This window comes from Catellatospora chokoriensis (assembly GCF_011297315.1).
GTDB lineage: Bacteria > Actinomycetota > Actinomycetes > Mycobacteriales > Micromonosporaceae > Catellatospora > Catellatospora citrea.
Genome location: NZ_JAAOTI010000004.1, coordinates 57,155 through 78,967, shown reverse-complemented (window position 1 = coordinate 78,967; position 21,813 = coordinate 57,155). Strand labels below are relative to the sequence as shown.

At 71.0% G+C, this 21,813-nt stretch carries 20 protein-coding genes; 14 read left to right on the top strand and 6 right to left on the bottom strand.

All coding sequences use genetic code 11. The annotated features are described in order from the left end of the window. Positions 1–8: 8 nt before the first annotated feature. Both HAV39_RS07540 and pdhA read right to left on the bottom strand, forming a co-directional pair. Positions 9–998: an alpha-ketoacid dehydrogenase subunit beta gene (locus HAV39_RS07540; RefSeq protein WP_191838727.1), complete on the bottom strand. Its 990-nt coding sequence runs from the start codon at positions 996–998 to the stop codon at positions 9–11. Beyond that, complete coding sequence (gene pdhA / locus HAV39_RS07535; RefSeq protein ID WP_191838475.1) at positions 995–2,137, bottom strand: pyruvate dehydrogenase (acetyl-transferring) E1 component subunit alpha; 1,143 nt, start codon at positions 2,135–2,137, stop codon at positions 995–997. The genes HAV39_RS07540 and pdhA overlap by 4 nt, the downstream gene beginning before the upstream one ends. Positions 2,138–2,449: 312 nt before the next feature. Between pdhA and HAV39_RS07530 the strand changes: the two genes are divergently transcribed. Then, positions 2,450–3,832, top strand: coding sequence for a hypothetical protein (locus tag HAV39_RS07530; protein ID WP_191838474.1), 1,383 nt, complete (start codon positions 2,450–2,452; stop codon positions 3,830–3,832). A gap of 184 nt (positions 3,833–4,016) precedes the next feature. Here HAV39_RS07530 and HAV39_RS07525 read toward each other — a convergent pair whose 3' ends face one another. Further along, positions 4,017–5,315 carry a P-loop NTPase family protein gene (locus tag HAV39_RS07525; RefSeq protein WP_191838473.1) on the bottom strand — a complete coding sequence of 433 codons (1,299 nt, stop codon included), beginning with the start codon at positions 5,313–5,315 and terminating at the stop codon, positions 4,017–4,019. A 78-nt stretch (positions 5,316–5,393) separates the two neighbouring features. After that, a complete protein-coding gene (locus HAV39_RS07520) occupies positions 5,394–6,017 on the bottom strand; it encodes a GTPase domain-containing protein (RefSeq protein ID WP_170213133.1) in 624 nt (207 codons plus the stop codon). Between the two features lie 162 nt (positions 6,018–6,179). On the opposite strand from HAV39_RS07520, the gene dnaK reads away from it, so the two are divergent. The 5 genes from dnaK (at position 6,180) to HAV39_RS07495 (ending at position 10,791) form a co-directional block, all read left to right on the top strand. After that, positions 6,180–8,024, top strand: coding sequence for a molecular chaperone DnaK (gene dnaK, locus HAV39_RS07515; RefSeq protein ID WP_120317697.1), 1,845 nt, complete (start codon positions 6,180–6,182; stop codon positions 8,022–8,024). Beyond that, positions 8,021–8,845, top strand: coding sequence for a nucleotide exchange factor GrpE (gene grpE, locus HAV39_RS07510; RefSeq protein WP_191838472.1), 825 nt, complete (start codon positions 8,021–8,023; stop codon positions 8,843–8,845). The genes dnaK and grpE overlap by 4 nt, the downstream gene beginning before the upstream one ends. Before the next feature lie 80 nt (positions 8,846–8,925). Further along, a complete protein-coding gene (gene dnaJ / locus HAV39_RS07505; protein ID WP_120317698.1) occupies positions 8,926–10,086 on the top strand; it encodes a molecular chaperone DnaJ in 1,161 nt (386 codons plus the stop codon). 6 nt (positions 10,087–10,092) lie between these two features. Beyond that, the gene (locus HAV39_RS07500; RefSeq protein WP_120317699.1) at positions 10,093–10,500 is read left to right on the top strand and encodes a heat shock protein transcriptional repressor HspR; all 408 of its coding nucleotides are present in this window, start codon (positions 10,093–10,095) and stop codon (positions 10,498–10,500) included. A gap of 75 nt (positions 10,501–10,575) precedes the next feature. Continuing rightward, positions 10,576–10,791: an antitoxin gene (locus HAV39_RS07495; protein ID WP_120317700.1), complete on the top strand. Its 216-nt coding sequence runs from the start codon at positions 10,576–10,578 to the stop codon at positions 10,789–10,791. Positions 10,792–10,961: 170 nt separating this feature from the next. Here the strand turns inward: HAV39_RS07495 and HAV39_RS07490 are convergent, their stop codons facing one another. Beyond that, positions 10,962–11,393 (bottom strand): hypothetical protein, encoded by a 432-nt coding sequence (locus tag HAV39_RS07490; RefSeq protein WP_120317701.1) that lies wholly within the window; start codon positions 11,391–11,393, stop codon positions 10,962–10,964. 267 nt (positions 11,394–11,660) lie between these two features. On the opposite strand from HAV39_RS07490, the gene HAV39_RS07485 reads away from it, so the two are divergent. The 8 genes from HAV39_RS07485 to HAV39_RS07450 all read left to right on the top strand — a co-directional run bounded on the left by HAV39_RS07485 (position 11,661) and on the right by HAV39_RS07450 (position 20,903). After that, positions 11,661–12,788, top strand: coding sequence for a beta propeller repeat protein (locus HAV39_RS07485; RefSeq protein ID WP_191838471.1), 1,128 nt, complete (start codon positions 11,661–11,663; stop codon positions 12,786–12,788). Between the two features lie 87 nt (positions 12,789–12,875). Next, complete coding sequence (gene clpB, locus HAV39_RS07480) at positions 12,876–15,455, top strand: ATP-dependent chaperone ClpB (RefSeq protein WP_191838470.1); 2,580 nt, start codon at positions 12,876–12,878, stop codon at positions 15,453–15,455. Positions 15,456–15,552: 97 nt separating this feature from the next. Beyond that, entirely contained in the window at positions 15,553–16,185 is a 633-nt protein-coding gene (locus HAV39_RS07475) for a hypothetical protein (protein WP_191838469.1), read from the top strand. 139 nt (positions 16,186–16,324) lie between these two features. After that, a complete protein-coding gene (locus HAV39_RS07470; protein WP_191838468.1) occupies positions 16,325–16,984 on the top strand; it encodes a hypothetical protein in 660 nt (219 codons plus the stop codon). 9 nt (positions 16,985–16,993) lie between these two features. Further along, positions 16,994–17,890 carry an SDR family NAD(P)-dependent oxidoreductase gene (locus HAV39_RS07465; protein WP_191838467.1) on the top strand — a complete coding sequence of 299 codons (897 nt, stop codon included), beginning with the start codon at positions 16,994–16,996 and terminating at the stop codon, positions 17,888–17,890. 67 nt (positions 17,891–17,957) lie between these two features. Continuing rightward, positions 17,958–18,488 carry an orotate phosphoribosyltransferase gene (gene pyrE, locus HAV39_RS07460; protein WP_120317707.1) on the top strand — a complete coding sequence of 177 codons (531 nt, stop codon included), beginning with the start codon at positions 17,958–17,960 and terminating at the stop codon, positions 18,486–18,488. 40 nt (positions 18,489–18,528) lie between these two features. Beyond that, entirely contained in the window at positions 18,529–18,924 is a 396-nt protein-coding gene (locus tag HAV39_RS07455; protein ID WP_120317708.1) for an ArsR/SmtB family transcription factor, read from the top strand. A 254-nt stretch (positions 18,925–19,178) separates the two neighbouring features. Then, complete coding sequence (locus HAV39_RS07450) at positions 19,179–20,903, top strand: VWA domain-containing protein (protein ID WP_191838466.1); 1,725 nt, start codon at positions 19,179–19,181, stop codon at positions 20,901–20,903. A 95-nt stretch (positions 20,904–20,998) separates the two neighbouring features. On the opposite strand, the gene HAV39_RS07445 is transcribed toward HAV39_RS07450, so the two are convergent. Beyond that, complete coding sequence (locus HAV39_RS07445) at positions 20,999–21,757, bottom strand: DedA family protein (protein WP_239120459.1); 759 nt, start codon at positions 21,755–21,757, stop codon at positions 20,999–21,001. Positions 21,758–21,813 lie beyond the last annotated feature (56 nt).

Below are 21,813 nucleotides of genomic sequence, written 5' to 3'. Positions count from 1 at the left end.
CAGCCCCCTCAGAACCCGAAGGAACGGTCGACGGCCTCGAGCACGCGGTCCAGGTCGGGCAGGAACTCCTCCTCCACCCGGGAGGCCGGGTAGGGGATGTCGTAGCCGGTGACCCGCAGCACCGGGGCCTCCAGGGAGTAGAAGCACTCCTCGGAGATCCGGGCCGCGACCTCGGCGCCCAGGCCGATGTTGCCGGGAGCCTCGTGCACGACCACGGCGCGGCCGGTCTTGCGGACCGACTCGAACACCGGGGCCATGTCCAGCGGGGACAGCGAACGCAGGTCGATGACCTCCAGGTTGCGCCCGTCCTCGGCCGCCGCGGTCGCGGCGTCCAGGCAGGTGCGCACCATCGGGCCGTACGCCAGCAGGGTCGCGTCCGCGCCGGAGCGCAGCACCCGCGAGCTGTGCAGCGGGTACGCCGAGGACAGCGGCGCGGCCGTGTCGACCTCGCCCTTCTCCCAGTAGCGCCGCTTGGGCTCGAAGAAGATGATCGGGTCGTCGCTGGCGATGGCCTGCTGGATCATCCAGTACGCGTCGGACGGGTTGCTGCACGCCACGACCTTGAGACCGGCCGTGTGCGAGAAGTACGCCTCGGGCGACTCGGAGTGGTGCTCGACCGCGCCGATGCCGCCGCCGAACGGGATCCGGATGACCATGGGCAGGCTGACCTTGCCCCGGGACCGGTAGTGGAACTTCGCCACCTGGCACACGATCTGGTCGTACGCCGGGTACACGAAGCCGTCGAACTGGATCTCGACGACCGGGCGGTAGCCGCGCAGCGCCAGGCCGATCGCGGTGCCGACGATGCCGGCCTCGGCCAGCGGGGTGTCGATGACGCGCTCGTCGCCGAAGTCCTTCTGCAGGCCGTCGGTGATGCGGAAGACGCCGCCGAGCTTGCCGACGTCCTCGCCCATGATGAGGACCTTGCTGTCGTCCTCCATCGCGCGGCGCAGGCCCAGGTTGAGCGACTTGCCGAGGGTAAGCGTCTCCATGATCAGTGGCTCCCCTCGAACGAGGCGTGGTAGGACTCGAACTCGGCGCGCTGCTTGTCGATCAGCGGCGAACCGTTGGGGTAGACGTGGTCGAACATGGTCGCCGGGTCCGGGTCGGGCATCGACAGCACCCGCTCGCGCAGCGCCACGGCCTCGACCTTGGCCTGCTCGTCGACGGCGGCGAAGAACGCCTCGTCGGCCAGACCCTGCTTCTCCAGCAGCTTGCGCATGCGCACGATCGGGTCCTTGGCCTGCCACGCCTCGACCTCGCTGGCCACGCGGTAGCGGGTCGGGTCGTCGGAGGTGGTGTGCGCGCCCATCCGGTACGTGTACGCCTCGACCAGGGTCGGGCCCTGGCCGTGGCGGGCGTTGTCCAGCGCCGCGCGGGTCACCGCGTACGTCGCCAGCACGTCGTTGCCGTCGACCCGGATGCCGGGGAAGCCGAAGCCGGCCGCGCGCTGGTACAGCGGGATGCGGGTCTGCCGCTCCAGCGGCTCGGAGATCGCGTACTGGTTGTTCTGGCAGAAGAACACGATCGGCGCGTTGTACACGCTGCCGAAGATGAACGCCTCGTTGACGTCGCCCTGGCTGGTCGCGCCGTCGCCGAAGTAGGCGATGACGGCCTCGCTGGTCTCGTCGTCGTCGCCGACCTTGCCGTCCTTGACGATGCCCATGGCGTAGCCGGTCGCGTGCAGCGTCTGCGCGCCGATGACGATCGTGTACATGTTGAACCGGTGCGCCACCGGGTCCCAGCCGCCCTGGTCCACGCCGCGGAACAGGCCCAGCGGCATGATCGGGTCGATGTTGCGGCAGTACAGGACGCCGTGCTCCCGGTACGTCGGGAAGGCCATGTCCTGCTTGCGCAGCGCCCGGCCGGAACCGACCTGCGCCGCCTCCTGGCCCAGCAGGCTGGCCCAGATGCCCAGCTCACCCTGCCGCTGCAGGGCGGTCGCCTCGGCGTCGAGCTTGCGCACCGTGACCAGATCGCGGTACAGGCCGCGCAGCTCGTCATCGGTGAAGTCGACGGAGTAGTCGGGGTGTGAGACTCGCTCGCCCTCAGGGGTGAGGAGCTGTACGAACTCCGGCTCGGGGGGTCCCGAGCGCTTTCCTCCGCGGCGGGCTGCCGCGCGCTCGACCTTGGTCATCCGTGTTCTCCCTGTCAGTGGTGCGTCGGCGACGGGGTGTGTCTGCCGCGCATCGGTGGCGCCACGTCATGTCCCTCGTGGGGGCAGAAGACGCCTGGCTGCGGCAGTAGTGGACCGGAGTACGCGGTGACCACGGCCACGCTGCCGCCTGGCCCCCATACTGCCGTATCGGTGGCGGCAGTCACAGGCCGGGCAGGTGATATTGGCAACCGTCGGCGGAAAAACCTGGGTCTACGTATACCCCAAATACCCGGATCATGGCATTGGCTGGGGCATTCTGGGCGAATTCCCCCGTGCCCTAGGAGCACTTCGATGCCCGACGACAATTTTCTGGAAGACCTGTTCGGATCTCCGCCACCGCCGCCACCGCCCCCCGCGGTGCCGGAGGCGTTCCGCACCCGGCCCGCCCCGCCCGCCCGCCGATCCCCGTCCCGCCGGTACGGACTCCTGGTCACGCTGCTGGTCGGGATCACCGCCGTGCCGACGTGGATCGTGCTGCGGGCCGGTGTCGAAGGCGTCGACCCCGACTTCGGCGCCCGCCTGGCCGGTCCGGTCGAGCCCTTCGTGGTGCCCGGCGACCACTTCGCCCAGGCGCCCTTCCGGCTGCCGGAACGGCCGGTGCGGCCCGCCCCGCAGGCCGACCCGGGGCTGGCCCAGCCCGCCGGACCCGCGAGGGAGCACGACGAGGACGACCATGACGACCGACCCGACGACGTCGCCGTACCCGCGCTCGAACGCCGCCGGCCCACCACCACGTTGCCGATCCGACCGATCTGGCGCGCCGCCCGGCCGCTCCCGCCCCGGACCGGCCCGGCGCAGCCGAGCACACCGGGCGCACCGCCCGCGCCCGGAGGCCCCGCCGACCCTGCCGGACCTTCCTTCCCTGGCGGACCTTCCTTCCCTGGCGGACCCGCCTTTCCGGGCGGGCCTTCGTTTCCGGGCAGTCCGTGGCATCCCGGGTCTGGCGCGCCCGGCGGGCACGACCACCCCGGCGGGCACGACCACCCTGGCAGCCCGCCGGGTCGTCCTGGCTGGCCGGGAGGTCCTGGCCGCCCGCCGGGTTCGGACGGGCCGAGCCGGCCCGGTGGCCCTGGCTGGCCGGGCGGTCCCGGTCGGCCGACAGGTCAGGGCTGGCCGGGCTGGCCCGGCGGCGGATCCGGTGGCCCGGCCCGGCCGACCGGACCTGGCGGTCATGGCACCGGCGGCGAACCGGGTGCGCGGCCCGGTCCGATCCGTCGGCCGATTCCGGCACATCGCCCGAGCGCGGTGCAGGTCGCACCGGTGCGCCCGGCCGGGCCGGTCGTGCGCCGCCCCGCCGCCGTCCGCCTCCCGCACGCGAGCGCGCGCGACCCGCTGAACTCACGCGCATCCACCGGCGGTCCGCTGAAGTCACGGCTGCTCGCCGGTAGTGCGCTGAAGTCACGCGTGTCCGCGGAGTTGAACTCACGCGTTCCGGTGCGGTCCGCGACCCCCATGGGCCACCGCAGCGAAGCCCGGCCCCAGCGGGAGCACGGGGCCGACGCCCGGCGTCACGCGGTCAAGGCGAAGGCCGCCCACAGCAAGACCGCCCACAGCAAGTCCGTGCGCAGCAAGGCCGCCCACAGCAAGGCCAAAGTTCATCGGGGCAAGGCGAAGGCCGAACACCGCACCACCAAGGCCCAGCGCCACCACCACCGTGGTGGGTCCAGGCGTTGATCCGTTTTTGTGGACGCTGGAGGTGGTCATAGCGACGTCCAGCGTCCGCAGAAACAAATCTTGCCGGCCGCCGCCCGCGCGATCAGCGCGAATTCCGGGAAAGCGTGGCGTCCCGACGCGGCGCCAAAAAGATCTAGATGATCTGTCGCCGCCGGAGCAGCGACAGATCATCTAGATCGGGAACTCAGCTCAGCGTCGTACGGGAGCGTTCGTAGGCGGCGAGGGCGCGGCGGACCGGTTCGACGACGTACCGGAGGGCGACCTTGTCGATCTCGGCGCGCAGGACGATCTCGGTCTTCTGATCGGCGCGCTTCTTGCCGCCGGGCAGCCACATCCGGCGGGGGCGCTGGGCGTCGGCGAACGCGACGGCCTGGCCCAGCGCGGCGGGCAGCTCGTGCAGGCGGGACCGGGCCGCCTGGGTGACCGCCTTCGCCCAGGGGCCGGGCAGGCCGACCGCGGCGCTGCCGGCGTACGCCTGGATGGTCTGCTCGATGCGCGCGGAATCGGTGCCCGCCGAGGACAGCCCGCGGACCAGCGGGTTGATCGAGGGCGGGCTGGCCGGGCCGCCGACCAGCTTGGACAGGTCGGCGATGCTCGCGGTGAGGTCGCGGTCGACGGACTCCTCGGCCAGCGTGCCGCGCAGGATGATCGGTTCGAGCAGCGCGCGCAGCGCGGAGACGCCGGAGTGGCCGCGCGGGGAGCGCTCGGCGATGAACGGGCCGGGCTTCGGCTTGATCGGGCCGCGTTTGGCCGGCGGCAGGGCCGGCACCTCGCCGGTGGCCGACGTTGGCACCAGCGGGACCTTGGACAGGCCGCCCTCGTCGAGCAGCTGGCGCAGGTCGGCGCCGACCTTGGGCAGCTGCGCGGGCTGCAGCCGGTCGGTCTGGTTGAGCGCCACGATCAGGCCGTCGCGCGAGCTGGCGAGCTGGCGCAGGTAACCCTCGTGCACGAGCTGGTCGCCGTACTTCTGCGGGTCGCAGATCCAGATGACCACGTCGACGAGGTGCAGCAGCCGGTCGACCTCGGCGCGGTGGCGCGGCTCGACGGAGTCGACGTCGGGCAGGTCGAGCAGGATCATGCCGCGCAGGCCGACCTCGTCGTTGGCGTCCAGGGCCGATTCCCGGGTGAACCGGCGGCGCGAGGAGACGCCGAGCCAGTCGAGCAGCTCGTCGGCGAAGGTGAGGCTGCCCCAGACGCACGCGTAGGGCTCGGAGGTGGTCGGGCGCAGGATGCCCGCGGGCGACCGGTCGATCGTGGTGAACGCGTTGAACATGCTGGACTTGCCGCTGCCGGTGGTGCCGGCCAGCGCTATGGTGGTGAACCCGCGGGCCAGCCGCAGCCGGTCGGCGGAGCGTTCCACCACCGTCCGCGCGTTCTCCAGCGCCGGCTCGCCGGCGAGGTGCTCGCCCGCCAGGTCGACGAACTGCTGGACCATGTCGAGCTTGGTGGTGACGGACTCACTGCCGGGGGTGGAGTGGGTCACTGGTCCCTCCTCACGCTCTCCTCAGCCGACGCCGTGCCGACCTGAACCCTCGTCGTCCGCGGGAGCGGCCGTCCGGTGTCATCTTGACTCGGCAAGTTTCGCACTCGCGGTCTTGTCGAGGAACTCCCAGATCGGGGTGACCACTCGGTCCGAGAGCATGCCCTGCCGGTCGAGCGCCGATTCGGCGACCACGAACAGTGGCACCGGTTCGCCGAGCAGCTGGGTCAGGTGCGGCAGGATCTCGTCCGCCGCCTCGGTGGGCAGCCGGTTGAGGATCACCGCCAGGTCGACCCGGCGCTGCTGCGCGGCCCTCAGGTGCCGCCACGCCTCGGCGTCAGCGTAGCGGCTCGCGGTGGTCACGAAGATCCAGAGGTCGGCCTGTTCGAACACGGCGTCGGTGACCGACCGGTTCTTCTGGTCGATGGCGTTGAGGTCCGGCGCGTCGACGATCGCGACGTGCGAGGGCAGGGCGGGGGCGGCGATCGGGTGCAGTCCGGCGACGTGGGTCGCCGCGACGCTGCGCGGGTGGCAGGTCAGCACGGGCTTGCGGGTGGTCGGGCGCAGGATGCCGGTGGCGCTGACGGGTGACCGGACCAGGCTGTTGACCAGCGTGGACTTGCCCGCGCCGGTCGGCCCGCCGACCACCGCGAGCAGAGGGCCGGTCCGCGCCGCGCCCTCCTCGGTTACTCGTTGGTCATACACAGGGGAAGCGTAAGCGGAAATGGGACAACTCACTAGGACACCGTCAAACTTGAGTGTGACCGACTCAACCTTCCGCTTGACACTTCGCGGTCTCATGTCACTATTGAGCCGTCCGGACTCAACTTGAATCTGCGGCAACCTTGATCTTGGAGGAACACGAAAATGGCACGTGCGGTCGGCATCGACCTGGGTACGACCAACTCCTGTATGGCCGTGCTCGAGGGTGGCGAACCCACCGTCATCGCGAACGCCGAGGGCTCCCGCACGACGCCCTCGATCGTGGCGTTCGCCAAGAACGGTGAGGTGCTCGTCGGTGAGGTGGCCAAGCGCCAGGCGGTGACGAACCCCGACCGGACCATCCGGTCCGTGAAGCGTGAGGTCGGCACCAACTGGACCGTCGACATCGACGGAAAGAAGTACACGCCGCAGGAGATCTCCGCACGTGTGCTGCAGAAGCTCAAGCGCGACGCCGAGGCCTACCTCGGCGAGACCGTGACCGACGTCGTGATCACCGTCCCGGCGTACTTCAACGACGCGCAGCGCACCGCGACGAAGGAGGCCGGTGAGATCGCCGGCTTCAACGTGCTGCGCATCGTCAACGAGCCCACCGCCGCCGCGCTGGCGTACGGGCTCGACAAGGGCTCCAAGGAGCAGACCGTCCTGGTCTTCGACCTCGGCGGCGGCACGTTCGACGTCTCGCTGCTGGAGCTGGCCGAGGGCGTCGTCGAGGTCAAGTCGACCTCCGGCGACAACCACCTCGGTGGCGACGACTGGGACGAGCGCATCATCGAGCACCTGGTGAAGACCTTCCGCGGCCAGTACGGCGTGGACCTGGGCGCCGACAAGATGGCCATGCAGCGCCTCAAGGAGGCCGCCGAGAAGGCCAAGATCGAGCTGTCGGCCGCCAACACCACCGGCATCAACCTGCCGTACATCACGGCCGGCGCCGAGGGCCCGCTGCACCTGGACGTCACGCTCACCCGGGCCGAGTTCCAGCGGATGACCCAGGACCTGCTGGACCGCTGCAAGGCGCCGTTCGAGCAGGCGATCAAGGACGCGGGCGTGAAGCTGTCCGACGTCGAGCACGTCATCCTGGTCGGCGGCTCCACCCGCATGCCCGCGGTGACCGAGCTGGTCAAGCAGCTCACCGGCAAGGAGCCCAACAAGGGCGTCAACCCGGACGAGGTCGTCGCCGTCGGCGCCGCGCTGCAGGCCGGCGTGCTCAAGGGTGAGGTCAAGGACGTCCTGCTGCTGGACGTGACCCCGCTGAGCCTGGGCATCGAGACCAAGGGCGGCATCATGCACCGCCTGGTGGAGCGCAACACCACCATCCCGACCAAGCGCTCCGAGGTCTACACCACCGCGGACGACAACCAGCCCTCCGTGCTCATCCAGGTCTTCCAGGGCGAGCGCGAGATGGCGGCGTACAACAAGAAGCTCGGCACCTTCGAGCTGACCGGCATCGCGCCGGCCCCGCGCGGCGTGCCGAAGATCGAGGTCACCTTCGACATCGACGCCAACGGCATCGTGCACGTCTCGGCGAAGGACCTCGGCACCGGCAAGGAGCAGTCGATGACGATCACCGGCGGCTCGTCGCTGCCGAAGGACGACATCGAGCGCATGCGCCGCGACGCCGAGGAGCACGCCGACGAGGACCGCCGCCGCCGCGAGGAGGCCGAGACCCGCAACGTGGCCGAGGCGCTGCAGTGGCAGACCGAGAAGTTCCTGGCCGAGAGCGGCGACAAGCTGCCCGCCGACGCCAAGGAGAACATCAACGACGCGCTGAGCGAGCTGCGCAGCGCACTGGCGGGCACCGACCTGGAGAAGATCAAGTCGGCGCACGAGAAGCTCGCCCAGGTCTCCCAGGCGGCCGGCTCCGCGCTGTACGGCCAGGCCGACAGCCAGGCCGCGGCCGGTGCGGGCCAGCAGCAGGGCCCGGCGGCCGGTGGTCGCGCGGACGACGACGTCGTGGATGCGGAGATCATCGACGACGAGGGCAAGAAGTGACCGGAGCAGCACAGGGTGCCTCGCCGGCGGAGGAGCAGTCTCCCGCCGGCGAGCGCATCGTGATCAAGAACAAGCGGAAGATCAGCCCGAGCGGAGCGACCATGTCCGAGCAGCCGGCGACGCCGGCCGCCCCGGCGGCCGACACCGAGCCCGCTCCGGCGCAGGAGACCCCTGCCCCGGAGAGCACCGAGCAGAATCCGACCGCGGACGTCACCGACCAGGCCGCCGGGGAGCAGGACACCGTCGAGGTGCCGGTCGCCCCGCAGCCCGAGGCGGCGGCCGAGGCCGGGCCGGACGCCGCCGAGGCGGTGGAGGGCGAGGTCGTGGAGGCCGAGCCGGTCACCGCGACGGCCGCGCCCGCGGCCGAGGCGGCGCCCGCGGCGCTGGGCGCGGAACTCGCGCAGCTGCGCTCCGCGCTCGAGGAGCGCACCGCGGACCTGCAGCGGGTGACCGCCGAGTACGCCAACTACCGCAAGCGGGTGGAGCGCGACCGCACGGTCTCCGCCGAGCTCGCCACCGGCCAGGTGCTGTCGGCGCTGCTGCCGGTGCTGGACGACCTCGACCGGGCGCGTGAGCACGGCGACCTGAGCGGGCCGTTCGGCGCGGTGGCCGAGCAGATCGGCGCGGTGGTGGCGAAGTTCGGCCTGACCGCGTTCGGCGAGAAGGGTGACACCTTCGACCCGAACCGGCACGAGGCGGTGGCGCACCTGCCGTCCGCCGACGTGACCGAGCCGACGTGCATCGACGTGATGCGCCGCGGTTACCTGCTGGGCGAGCGCCTGCTGCGCCCCGCCATGGTGGCTGTCGCCGCACCGGAATGACACCATGACCGGGGCTCCCTCCCCCGCCCGATCCCGGGCGCGGGGAGGGAGCTTCGATCACGACAGGGGGAGGGGGACGGATGAGCTCGAAAGACTGGCTGGAGAAGGATTTCTACGCCGTGCTCGGAGTGGCCAAGGACGCCACGTCCAGCGAGATCAAGAAGGCGTACCGCAGGCTCGCTCGTGAGCTGCATCCGGACCACAACCCCGGCAACACCGCCGCGGAGGAACGGTTCAAGGCGGTGTCCGAGGCGTACGACGTGCTGTCGGACGAGAACCGGCGGCGTGAGTACGACGAGATGCGCTCGCTGTTCGAGGCCGGCGCGTTTCGGCGCAGCGCCCGCGGCGCGGGCGGCCAGCACTTCGACGTGAACGACCTGTTCGGCCAGGGCGGCGGGCGGCAAGGTCCGGACCAGCGGTTCGGCGGCGCGAGCTTTTCCGACCTGTTCGGCTCGATCTTCTCCGGCGGGGCCGGCACCGGGGCTCCGGCCCGTCCGGCCCGCGGCCGCGACGTCGAGGCCGAGATCTTCCTGGACTTCGCCGACGCGGTGCAGGGCACCACCCAGCCGCTGACGCTGCGCACGCTGGGCGTGTGCGACACCTGCCACGGCGACGGGGCCAAGCCGGGCACCCGCCCGCGGGCCTGCCCGCACTGCCAGGGCACCGGCGTGGTCAACCGCAACCAGGGCGCGTTCGGCTTCTCCGAGGCCTGCCGCGACTGCCAGGGTGTGGGCACGGTCGTCGACCAGAAGTGCCCGGAGTGCCACGGCACCGGCGGGGTGACCAAGACCCGCACGCTGACCGTACGCATCCCGGCGGGCGTCTCCGACGGGCAGCGCATCCGGCTGGCCGGGCGCGGCGAGCCGGGCGAGCGCGGTGGCGCCCCCGGCGACCTCTACATCCGCGCGATCGTGCGCCCGGACGCGATGTTCGGCCGCAACGGCGACGATCTGACCGTCACCGTTCCGGTCACCTTCGCCGAGTCGGTGCTCGGCGCGGAGGTCCGGGTGCCCACTTTGGACGGCATGATGAAGGTCAAGGTGCCGGCCGGCACGCCCAGTGGGCGGCTGCTGCGGGTGCGCGGCAAGGGTGTGCCCAAACGTGATGGCCACAGCGGGGATCTGCTGGTTACCGTGGAGATAGTGGTGCCGCAGCAGCTCTCCGAGGAAGCCCGGGAGGCGTTGGCGCGCTTCACCGAGCTGGCCCCGCCGGTGCGGCGGGACCACCTGGAACGGAGGTGATCCACAGTGGATGAACAGGCGAAGGTGCTGCTCATCTCGGTGGCCGCGCAGCTTGCCGGCATGCACCCGCAGACGTTGCGGCAGTACGACCGGATGGGTCTGGTCGAGCCGGGCCGCTCCGCGGGCGGCGGCCGCCGCTACAGCCTGCGCGACGTGGAACTGCTGCGCGAGATCCAGCGGCTGAGCCAGGAGGAGGGCGTCAGCCTGGCCGGCGTCAAGCGGATCATCGACCTGGAGCGCCTGGTGCTGGAGTTGCGTGAGCGGCTGGAGCAGGCTCAGCAGCAGCTCGCGTATGCCGAGCGGCGGCTGGCGCAGCTGGAGACCATCTCCGCGTTCCCGCGCACCGATCTGCTGCCGAGCACGCGCACGTCGACGGCGCTGGTCGTGTGGCGGCCGCGTTCAGCCGAAGCCTGAGCTCGCAAGGTCGCCGGCCGGTATCCTCGATACGGGAACAGTCCGAATTGTCGGACTGGCCCGGAGGGGGATTAAATGGGCATGTTGGACAAGGCCAAGGACGCCCTCGGCATCGACGACAAGGCGGACCAGGCCTCGGACAAGGCCAAGCAGATGCAGGACAAGGCCAAGAAGGCCGTCGACCAGGCCGGCGACGCGGTCGACAGCAAGACCGGCGGCAAGTATGCCGGTCACGTCGACAAGGCCCAGGACATGGCTAAAGACGCGATCGACAAGATGGACAAGAAATAGTCGTATCGCGCCACGGCTCCCCGCGGTCAGGTGCCGCGGGGAGCCGTGTGTGCGTAGCCGAGGGCGGTTGCCGGCCGCTCGACGTCATGCGGAGCGAACGCGGAGCATGACGTCGATTAAGGCCGCAGAGCCGTCGGTGAATGTTCCAGTCAAGGCCGCAGAGCCATCGGCTATTGAAGTCTGCGCGAGTGGCGGACGAGGCCGCCTTCGCACCAGTCGTGGTAGTCGAAGAGTTGCGGGCGGGCCAGCAGCACGCGGGTGTTGTGGGCCCAGATCGCCATCTGCTCGTCGCCCTCCTCCTCGGCCTCCTCGACCATCTTGCGCAGCTTGCGCCGAGGGTGGGCCTTGAAGCCGGTGCGGATCGCGTCGGCGGCGTAGATGTAGAGGCAGTGCATGGTGAAGCGGCGGGCCGGACAACTGGTGTCCATCGCCAGGTCGAACAGGGTCCCGATGAGCCGGTCACCGGAGACGAGCAGGTCCCAGTCCGGCGGCATGGCGGTGAGCGGCACGGAGTTCGGCGCGTACGCCCAGGTGCGCAACTCGTTGGGGGTGGGGTCGACCGGGTTGGCGAATCCTCGGAACACCGCCGGGGGAGCGCTCATCGTTATCTCCTCCGCTGTGATGACGCGGGATTTGTGGAAGACGCGGCCAAAGTCAGCGGCGCTGCTGCCGCGACACGCTAGCGTGCTCTCCCAGGTCAAGGGAAGGTCAAGGCAAGGACTTTCATCAACCTGTTACGCATTGCGACCAACCCCGCACGCCCGCTGGGCGTCAGGGGAGGGTGACGGCGGGCCATCGACGGCCGCACCCCCCGTCCACGGGAACCGGGCCGCCGGCTCAGGGCTCGACCGGGTATGACTTCCACCAGCGTGAATCGGTTCGCGGGCCGGCTACGGCCGCTGCTCGTCCTGACGCTCGGGCTCGCGCTGACCGCGGCCTGCACCCCGCGCGGCGAGGCGCCCTCCGCCGCGCTGCCCGGCGCGACCGGGTCCCCACCCGCCCGGGCCGAGGTGACCGAGCGCTCGGCCGACGTCGGCGTGCCACCGGACTACCGGCCGTTCGTCGAGTTCGCCGATGCCCGCCACGGCTACGCCGTCTTCACCGACTGCCCCGGCAGCGGGCCCTGCCGGGGCCGCCTGTTCGCGACCGCGGACGCCGGAGCCACCTGGCAGGCCCGCCCGATGCCGCTGGCCGAGGACAAGAGCATCCAGCTGTACGTGGTCGGCCCGCAGCAGATGATGATCTGGGGCGAGGTGGCCGACGGTTACCACCTGTCCCGCGACGGCGGCCTGACCTTCACCTTCAGCCGCACGGTCCCGGCCGACTACCACGCCGCCACCGGCGTCCGCTACGGCGTGGACTTCGCCGCGGACGAGCCGGTGCTGCGCGACTGGCGGACGGGCGAGCCGGTGCCGCTGCCCGACGGTTATCAGAGCGCGGGCGCGGTCGCCACGCCCGACGGCGCGATCTGGCTGACCAGATTCGAGCCGACGAGGGAGACCGCCCGCAGCGTCGACGGCGGGCGCACCTGGCAGCGGCTGGCCGTGCCGGAGCAGCCCGGTCGCAAGCTGTGGATGCTGTCCGTGCGGGTCTCCCCCACCGGTGACGCGTGGCTCGTCGGCGAGCAGGACATGATGTCCGCCGGTGGCGGGACCTCGCTGCAGCGCGGCTCGGTGCTCAAGGCCACCGGCCTGCCGCTGATCTGGCAGCTGGTGGACGGCGCCTGGCGGGCCCGCCCGATCGAGGGCCTGCGGGAGCGGCCGAACCAGATGTATTCGGTGGCCCCGGCCGGCGACGGGCTGCTGGCCATCGCCGGGCCGGACGCCGTCGGTTACCTCGCCGACCGCTACGTCGAGATTCCCGGCACGCCGCGGCTGGGCTGGGTCACCGAGCTGGCCGACGGCACGCTGTTCGCCCAGCAGGACGCGCCGGGCGAGTTCTATCTGGGCACCGGCCACGGCTGGCAGCGCACCTGGGCGAAGGTCACACTGCGGTAGCCGCCGGCGCGACCCTCCAGACTGGCCCGAATAAGTTGAGTGCAGTAGGCTCAACTTTGGTTCGGAGACCATCAGCCGAGGGAGCGTATGGACACTCAGCGTCTGACCACGAAGAGCCGCGAGGTCATCACGGAAGCGGCCGCGACGGCGCAGCAGCGGGGCCACGCCACGGTCGAGACGTGGCACCTGCTGCTGACCCTGCTCGACACCGGCGGGTCCACCGCCGCCGGGCTGCTGCGCGCCGTCGGCGCGAACCCCGCCGACGTACGCCGGGCCGCCGCGCGCGCGGTCGAGCAGCTGCCGTCGGCCCGCGGGTCGAGCGTGGCCGAGCCGAGCCTGTCCCGGGAGCTGGTCAACGCGATCAACGCCGCCGAGCAGATCGCCCGCCCGATCGGCGACGAGTACGTCTCCACCGAGCACCTGCTGGCCGGCCTCGCCCGGGTCGGCGGCGCGGTCGGCAAGGCCCTCAAGCAGGCCGGTGCGACCGAGGAGGCCCTGGTCGCCGCGTTCCCGCAGATCCGCGGCGGCGACCGCCGGGTCACCAGCCCCGACCCCGAGCAGCAGTACCAGGCGCTGGAGAAGTACGGCGTGGACCTGACCGCGCGGGCGCGGGACGGCAAGGTCGACCCGGTGATCGGCCGCGACGCCGAGATCCGCCGCGTGATCCAGGTGCTCTCCCGGCGTACCAAGAACAATCCGGTCCTGATCGGAGAGCCCGGCGTCGGCAAGACGGCGATCGTCGAGGGCCTGGCCCAGCGCATCGTGGCCGGCGACGTGCCCGAGTCGTTGCGTGACAAGAAGCTGGTCAGCCTCGACCTGGGCGCGATGGTCGCGGGCGCGCAGTATCGCGGGCAGTTCGAGGAGCGGCTCAAGAGCGTGCTGGAGGAGATCAAGGGCAGCGACGGCCAGGTGATCACCTTCCTGGACGAGCTGCACACGGTCGTCGGCGCGGGCAAGGGCGAGGGCTCGATGGACGCGGGCAACATGCTCAAGCCCATGCTGGCCCGCGGTGAGCTGCGCATGGTCGGCGCGACCACGTTGGACGAATACCGCGACAACATCGAGAAGGACCCGGCGCTGGAGCGCCGCTTCCAGCCGGTGGTGGTCGGCGAGCCGACGGTCGAGGACACCATCGGCATCCTGCGCGGCCTGAAGGAGCGCTACGAGGTGCACCACGGGGTGCGCATCACCGACGGAGCGCTGGTCGCCGCGGCGGGGCTGTCCGACCGCTACATCGCCGACCGCTTCCTGCCGGACAAGGCGATCGACCTGGTGGACGAGGCCGCCTCCCGGCTGCGCATGGAGATCGACTCCCGGCCCACCGAGGTCGACGAGATCGAGCGCCAGGTGCGCCGCCTGGAGATCGAGGAGATGGCGCTGGCCAAGGAGCCCGACCCGGCGTCCGCCGAGCGGCTGACCAAGCTGCGCGCCGAGCTGGCCGACAAGCGCGAGCACATGGCCGCGCTGTCCGACCGCTGGCGCAACGAGAAGCAGCACATCCAGGCCATCTCGGCGGCCAAGGAGCAGCTGGAGGAGGTGCGCGACCAGGCCGACCGGGCCGAGCGCGACCTCGACCTCGGCCGCGCCTCGGAGTTGCGCTACGGGCGCATCCCGGCGCTGGAGCGCGAGCAGGCCCGGGCCGAGGCCGAGCTGGCCGCGCTGCAGACCAACGGCGCGATGCTCAAGGAGGAGGTCGGCGCCAACGACATCGCCGAGGTCGTCGCCGCCTGGACCGGCATCCCGGCGGGCCGCCTGATGGAGGGTGAGACCGAGAAGCTGCTGCGCATGGAGCAGTCGCTGGGCTCGCGCGTGATCGGCCAGGTGGAAGCCGTCGGCGCGGTCTCCGACGCGGTGCGCCGGGCGCGCACGGGCGTCGCCGACCCGGACCGGCCCACCGGCTCGTTCCTGTTCCTCGGGCCGACCGGCGTCGGCAAGACCGAGCTGGGCAAGGCCCTGGCCGAGTTCCTCTTCGACGACGAGCGGGCCATGGTCCGCATCGACATGAGCGAGTACGCGGAGAAGCACTCGGTGGCCCGGCTGGTCGGCGCCCCGCCCGGCTACGTCGGCTACGAGGAGGGCGGCCAGCTCACCGAGGCGGTGCGCCGCCGCCCCTACTCGGTGGTGCTGCTGGACGAGGTGGAGAAGGCCCACCCGGACGTGTTCGACGTGCTGCTGCAGGTGCTCGACGACGGCCGGCTCACCGACGGCCAGGGCCGCACCGTGGACTTCCGCAACGCGATCCTGATCCTCACCTCGAACCTGGGCTCGCACGCGCTCACCGACCCGGCGCTGAACGAGCAGCAGCGCGCCGACGCGGTGATGGCGATGGTGCGCACGCACTTCAAGCCGGAGTTCCTGAACCGGCTCGACGACATCGTGGTGTTCCACGCGCTGACCCCGGACGAGCTGACCCACATCGTCGACATCCAGCTGGGCCGGCTGCGGCGGCGGCTGGCCGACCGCCGGCTCACCCTGGAGGTCTCCGACGTGGCCCGCAAGTGGCTGGCCGGCCACGGCTACGACCCGGTGTACGGCGCCCGCCCGCTGCGGCGGCTGGTGCAGTCGGCCATCGGCGACAAGCTGGCCAAGGCGCTGCTCGCCGGGGAGATCCGCGACGGCGACACGGTGCTCATCGACCGGGACGGGGACGCGCTCAAGCTGGCCTGAGCCGGGCGGGCGGGGGCGACGTCTCCTCCTGAGGGGTGAGCACCGATCGATCTGAGGTCGCAGGCGCTCGTGGCGGCCGGCGATTACGGTGTGCTGCATGTCGTACACGCCACCTCCGAGCGGTTACCTCGTCCCCGCCGCGCCGGGCTCCGGCCCGCGTCCGAGCACGGTCTCCGTGTCCGCCCTGCTGCTCTACGTCATCTCGGCCGTGCTGGTGATCAGTTCGGCGATCTCCGTGTACACGTTCGCGTCGATGCCCGAGGGCCTCATCGAGGGCATCTACCGTGATGCGGGCATGGACGCCAACCTCGCGGAGACCAGCGCCGCCGCCGCGATGATCGGCTCCTACGCCGGAGCCGGCGTCTACGTGCTGCTCGCCGTGCTCTTCGTCGTGCTGGGCCTGTTCGTGGGCCGTGGCAAGCAGTGGGCCCGGATCACCACCTGGGTGCTGGCCGGCATCGGCCTGTGCTGCGTCGGGTTCGGCCTGGCGTTCCAGTCGGTGGGCAGCAGCTTCGGCGCCTCCAACACCGGCGGCATCGACCAGGCGGAGGTGACCGAGCGGCTCGCCGACGCCATGCCGGCCTGGTCCACGACCGTGAGCACGCTGCTGAGCGTGGTGCTGCTGCTGTCGATGCTGGCTGTGATCATCATGCTGGCGCTGCCGCCGTCGAACGCCTACTTCCGCAAGCCGGCGCCGGAGTGGACGCCGCCGGCGTACCCGACCGTCTGACCTGCCACACCGCGGGGCCGGCGCGGGTCGCGCCGGCCCCGCGTGCTGTCGGCGAAATCCCCAATCAGGCACATAGTCCCTGGTAGTGCGGGTAACTTCCGATCTGGAGCAATCTTCGGGCCGCATCGGGGGTACGCCAATGACGCAATCCGCCTCGTTTCCGGTGGAGCCGGTGTCCCCGGCCGGGCCCAGACCGCCGGCCGGCCGACCCGCGGTGGTCACCGCGGCAGCCGCGATCCTCGCCCTGCTCGCCCTGCTCAACCTGGTGAACGCGCTGCTGCACCTGGCTGCGATCAACAGCGTGCTCAACCGGTTCCGGGTGCGGGCCGTGCTGGAGGGCGTGAACTCCGCCGACCTGCACACCCTGGAGAACAGCCTCAAGGTCGGCCTCGTGATCAGCGCCCTGGTCCTGGTGGTCGCCGCGATCATCCTGCTGGCCCTGGCCTGGGGCGTCTGGCAGGGCAACCGGGTCGCCCGCATCCTCACCTGGATCGCCTGCGGCCTCGGCATCCTGGTCTCCTGCTGCGGCATCTCCGGGGCGGCCAGCCTGGGTTCCGGCAACGTGACCGTGCAGGGCGGCGGCGACCCGTCGGTGACCCGCGGGGCGCAGGCCCTCGTCGACTCCTTCCCCGGCTGGTGGGCCGGGCTCACCGGGCTCTCCTCGGCGGCCCAGGTTCTCGGCTACATTGCCACTGCGGTGCTGCTCGCCCTCCCGGCTGCGAACGAGTTCTTCAGCCGGACGCGGTCGCTGCCGCCGGGCCCCGACACCCCCGCGGTGCCCCCGCCGACGACCGCCTGAGGTGAACCGATGTCCTCCTCTTCCTCCTCCACCGCAGCCTCCTCCGCCGGCACCGCCGTGCCCGCCGCCGCGGCGGCACCCGAGGCCACACCGGAGCCCGCTGGTGACCGGCGCACCGCGCTGGTGACCGGCGCGACCGCCGGGATCGGGCGAGCGTTCGTGGTGCGCCTGGCCACCGACGGGTGGGACGTGGTGCTCGTGGCCCGCGACACCGGCCGGCTGGCCGACTTCGCCGAGGCTCTGAGCAGGACATACGACGTGCGGGCGAGTGTCATTTCGGCGGATCTGGCCACCCCGGAGGGCTGCGAGCTAGTCGAGGCGCGGCTGCGCGACACCGCCCGCCCGGTGGACCTGCTGGTGAACAACGCGGGGCTGTCGCTGAACACGCCGTTCCTGAAATCCACTGTGGAGCAGGAGCTGCACCTGCTGGCCGTGAACGTGCAGGCGGTGATGCGGCTGACGCACGCGGCGCTGCCCGTGATGGCGGCGCGCGGCCGCGGAGATGTCATCAATGTCTCATCGGTGGCCGGGTTCGGCGCGGCGATGCCTGGTAGCACCTACCCGGCCAGTAAGGCGTGGGTCACCAACTTCAGCGAGTCGGTGGCTCTTTCGGTGGCGCACCACGGCGTACGGGTGATGGCGCTGTGCCCGGGATTCACCCGTACGGAGTTCCACGACCGGGCCGGAATCAACATGACGAAGACGCCGGAGTGGCTGTGGCTGCAAGCCCCTCAGGTGGTCTCGGACAGCCTGCGTGACCTGCGGCGGGGCCGCACGGTGAGCGTTCCGAGCTGGAAATACAAAGTGCTTGTCGGATTCATGCGGCACACCCCGACGCGGCTGCTGCGGCGGCTCGCGCGCGGCGCCCGGGTGCGCACCGGCCGGGACACCGAATCCGACAGCTGAGCCGTGTGGGGAGGTCAACGCACCCCCCTAGATCGAGCTCTCAGGATCGGCGGGTAGTGTCCGTGCCATGTCCGACCGCGACGACCTGCGTAAATTCATCACTGACCTCGCGGTGGTTCGGGGAAAGGTGGTCCTGTCCTCCGGACAGGAGGCGGATTACTACGTCGATCTCCGCCGGATCACCCTGCACCACGCTGCTGCGCCCCTGGTCGGGCGCGTGCTGAACGAGCTGACCGCGGACTGGGACTTCGACGCCGTGGGCGGTCTCACGCTCGGCGCCGATCCGGTCGCCGCCGCCATGCTGCACACCGCCTCGCGTCCGCTGGACGCGTTCGTGGTGCGCAAGGCCGGCAAGGCGCACGGACTCCAGCGCCGCATCGAAGGACCCGAGGTGGCCGGCCGCCGCGTGCTCGCTGTCGAGGACACCTCGACTACTGGCGGTAGTGTTCTTGCCGCTATTGATGCACTGCGGGAGGCGGGTGCCGAGGTCATCGGTGTTGCGGTTATTGTCGATCGAGGCGCGGGCGATACGGTGCGTGCTGCCGGACTGTCGTACCGAGCCGCCTATACGTTGGCGGACCTTGGCCTGTCGGCCTAACGGAACTCCGATCTGTACCTGCTAATATGTAGGTGGATCGATGCTGTTGTTGGAAGGAAGAAATCACGTGGGAACAGCTCTGGTGGAAACCCCGCTGCCTCAAATCTCGCCCCTCGCTGGTGAGCCGATCGAGCGTGCCGACGCGGAGCGCCTCGCCGGCGTCCTCAAGGCGCTGGCCGACCCGGCCCGTCTTCGGCTGCTCAGCCTTATCCAGTCTGCCCCCGAGGGCGAGGCGTGCGTCTGTGACCTGACCGCTCCGCTGGGCCTGTCCCAGCCGACGGTCAGCCACCACCTGCGCATCCTCACCGAGGCGGGCCTGCTCAACCGCGACAAGCGCGGTGTGTGGGCCTACTACAGCCTGGTGCCGTCCGCCATCGCCACCGTCGCCGAGCTGCTGACGCCGCCGCGCAAGCGCGCGACCAAGAAGGCTCGCTGACCCTGGCAAGGCCCTGAAGCGCCGTGGGGCGCGCACTCCGTCACGGAGTGTGCGCCCCATGGCGCTTTTCGTAGCCATGGACGCCCATAACGATCACGGAGCGCAGGCCGCCGCAACCGTGAGTGAAATTTGTCCACACCTGGTTGCAGTCGGCTGACAGGCATCTAAGCTGACGCCCAGTCAGGCGTGCAGCCGCCCCCGGTAACCCCCGCCGCGGGGCTCGGCGCCGCCGCCCCCCTCACTGGGAGTCACCCATGTCTGGACGCCATATCCGGCACGGCTGGGATGCCCCCGAGGCACCCGCCCGCCGGACCGGCCTGTTCGGTCGCCGTGCCGTACGGATTCCCGTCATCATCGTCAGCGCCCTGTCCGTGTGCGGCCTGGCCACCGTCGTGCTGCGCTCGGTGAGCGCGGACGCCGACGGCTGCGGCAGCGCCGGCATCACCCTGACCGTGGCGGCCGACCCGGCCGTCGCGCCGGCCCTCACCGAGATCGGCTCCCGCTGGAGCGCCACCAGCCCGATGGTCGGCGAGGACTGCGTCCGCGTCGAGGTCGTCGAGAAGCCGTCCTACGAGCTGGCCAACTCGCTGGGCACCTGGGCCGGCGGGTCGGTCGACGTGGCGGGCAAGGCCGCGCCGACCCCGTCCGACTCCGAGCTGCCCGTGGTCTGGGTGCCCGACTCGTCGTACTGGCTGGGCCGGGTGCGCGCGGTGGACAAGGACATCTTCGACGCCACCGCCCCGTCCGTGGCCGCCAGCCCGGTGGTGCTCGCCGTGCCGGAGACCGTCGCCCGGGGCCTGTCCGACAAGCTCGGTGCGGGCGTCGACGCGACGCTGCTCAAGAGCATGCTGTTCAGCAAGACGCCCGCGCTCAAGCTGGGTGTGGTCGAGCCGCGCCGCGACACCGCGGGCATGGTCGGCGCGATGATGCTGTCCGACGCGGTCGTCGCCTCCGAGGCGGACCTGCCCGCGCTGGTCGCGGTGTACCGCGGCATCGGCGGACCGGTCGCGGACACCGGGGCGCTGTGGAAGGCGTACGCCGCCGGCATGACCGGCGCGCCGGTCAGCGAGCAGGCCGTGATCGCCTACAACGCCGCCACGCCCAAGGCCCCGATGGCCGCGATCACCCTGGCCCAGGCGCCGACGCTGGACTTCCCGTTCGCCGTGCGGGCCCGCCAGCCACGCCCGCTGGCCGCCGCGGCGGCGTTGTTCTCGCAGGCGCTGCGCAGCGGCGAGTACAAGTCGGTCTTCGCCGAGAAGGGTCTGCGCTCGCCGGAGGGCGAGGCCTCCACGGGCTTCCCCACCGGGCACGGCGTCACCTCGAACAACGTCTTCGTGCAGCCGCTGAACGACATGAACAAGGTCCGCGGCGCGATGACGGTCTGGGTCGCCGCGAAGACGCCGTCCCGCGTGATCGCGCTGGTCGACGCCACCTCGTCGATGGGCCGCACGATGACCGGCGGCGGCAACACGGCGGTGCGGATGCAGGTGCTGCGCAGCGCCGCGGAGAAGGGCCTGCGGCTGTTCACCGACGACAGCGAGGTCGGCCTGTGGGCCTTCGCCGGCCAGGGCCACGCGCCCCTGGTGCCGCTCGCCGAGCTGACCAAGACGCAGCGCGACAAGCTGAACGGGGCCGTCCAGCACGCCGCGCCCTTGCCGACCGACGTGAGCCCGCTCTACGCCTCGATCCTCGACGGCTACCGCGAGCTGATCAAGGGCTTCGACCCGAGCCGCAGCAACACGCTGGTGGTCTTCACCGACGGCCGGGACAGCTCCGGCATGCAGCTGCGCGCGATGCAGCGCGAGCTGGAGAAGCTGGCCGACGTGACCAAGCCGGTCCGGGTGGTGCTGCTGGGCCTCGGCCCGGACGTCAAGCTGTCCGACCTGCAGGCGCTCGCCGACACCACCGGCGGCGCGGCGTTCCAGGTCACCGACCCCAGCCAGATGCAAGCGATCTTCCTGAAGGCGCTTCTTGCCTGAGGGAGCGACGGCTCAGCCTGAAGGCGCTTCTTGCCTGAGCAGGACGTGAAGAGGGGGTACGGCCGTCGGCCGTACCCCCTCTTTCTGCGCTCTGGTCAGCCGATGTCGACCTTGCTCATGACGACGGTCTCGTCGCCGTGCATGCCGCGCTTCTTGGCCTTGCGCTCGCGGATGATCTCGATGAAGACCGGGATCAGCGAGAGGAACACGATGAGGAACACCATCGGCAGGATGTACTTGTCGATGTGCTCGGGGCCGCCGATCGCGCTGATGATCTGCTCGGCGAGCAGGTAGCCGGCCAGCAGGATGCCGTCGACCCAGAGGATCGCGCCGACCACGTTCCACACGAAGAACTGCCTGGCCGGCATGCCCAGCACGCCCGCGACCGGGTTCATGAAGGTGCGCACGATCGGGATGAAGCGGGCCAGCACGATGGCCTTGCGCGGGCCGAACTTCTCGAAGTAGTGCTCGGCCTTGCGCACGTACTCCTGCTTGAACAGGCGGGAGTCGGGCTTGTTGAACATCTTGGGGCCGTATTTCGCACCCAGCCAGTGCCCCAGCTGGGCACCGATGATCGCGCAGATCGGCCCGAGCACCAGCAGCCAGCCGATCGGCAGCTGGACGCCCTTGGACTCCAGGAAGCCGGAGGCGAAGACGCCCGCGATGAACAGCAGCGAGTCGCCGGGCAGGAAGAAGCCGACCATGAGGCCGGTCTCTGCGAACAGGATGAAGCAGACGCCGAACAGCGCGGCCGGTCCGAACAGGTTCAACCAGTCCGTCGGATTCAGGGGATTGAAGTCGGCGGCGGCCAGCGGGGGCGCGGCCAGGGCCTGGAGAGTGTCGACTACGGTCACGCCGCACAACAGTACCGGGCAATGTTCTGAACACCCGGACACGTCCTGTGAGTCGA

Coding starts and splice junctions, on each gene's coding strand:
- clpB (WP_191838470.1), top strand. CDS start 12,876: ATGGACACTCAGCGTCTGACCACGAAGAGCCGCGAGGTCATCACGGAA.
- dnaK (WP_120317697.1), top strand. CDS start 6,180: ATGGCACGTGCGGTCGGCATCGACCTGGGTACGACCAACTCCTGTATG.
- HAV39_RS07450 (WP_191838466.1), top strand. CDS start 19,179: ATGTCTGGACGCCATATCCGGCACGGCTGGGATGCCCCCGAGGCACCC.
- pyrE (WP_120317707.1), top strand. CDS start 17,958: ATGTCCGACCGCGACGACCTGCGTAAATTCATCACTGACCTCGCGGTG.
- HAV39_RS07495 (WP_120317700.1), top strand. CDS start 10,576: ATGGGCATGTTGGACAAGGCCAAGGACGCCCTCGGCATCGACGACAAG.
- HAV39_RS07465 (WP_191838467.1), top strand. CDS start 16,994: ATGTCCTCCTCTTCCTCCTCCACCGCAGCCTCCTCCGCCGGCACCGCC.
- HAV39_RS07530 (WP_191838474.1), top strand. CDS start 2,450: ATGCCCGACGACAATTTTCTGGAAGACCTGTTCGGATCTCCGCCACCG.
- HAV39_RS07475 (WP_191838469.1), top strand. CDS start 15,553: ATGTCGTACACGCCACCTCCGAGCGGTTACCTCGTCCCCGCCGCGCCG.
- HAV39_RS07490 (WP_120317701.1), bottom strand. CDS start 11,393: ATGAGCGCTCCCCCGGCGGTGTTCCGAGGATTCGCCAACCCGGTCGAC.
- dnaJ (WP_120317698.1), top strand. CDS start 8,926: ATGAGCTCGAAAGACTGGCTGGAGAAGGATTTCTACGCCGTGCTCGGA.
- HAV39_RS07470 (WP_191838468.1), top strand. CDS start 16,325: ATGACGCAATCCGCCTCGTTTCCGGTGGAGCCGGTGTCCCCGGCCGGG.
- pdhA (WP_191838475.1), bottom strand. CDS start 2,137: ATGACCAAGGTCGAGCGCGCGGCAGCCCGCCGCGGAGGAAAGCGCTCG.
- HAV39_RS07455 (WP_120317708.1), top strand. CDS start 18,529: ATGCTGTTGTTGGAAGGAAGAAATCACGTGGGAACAGCTCTGGTGGAA.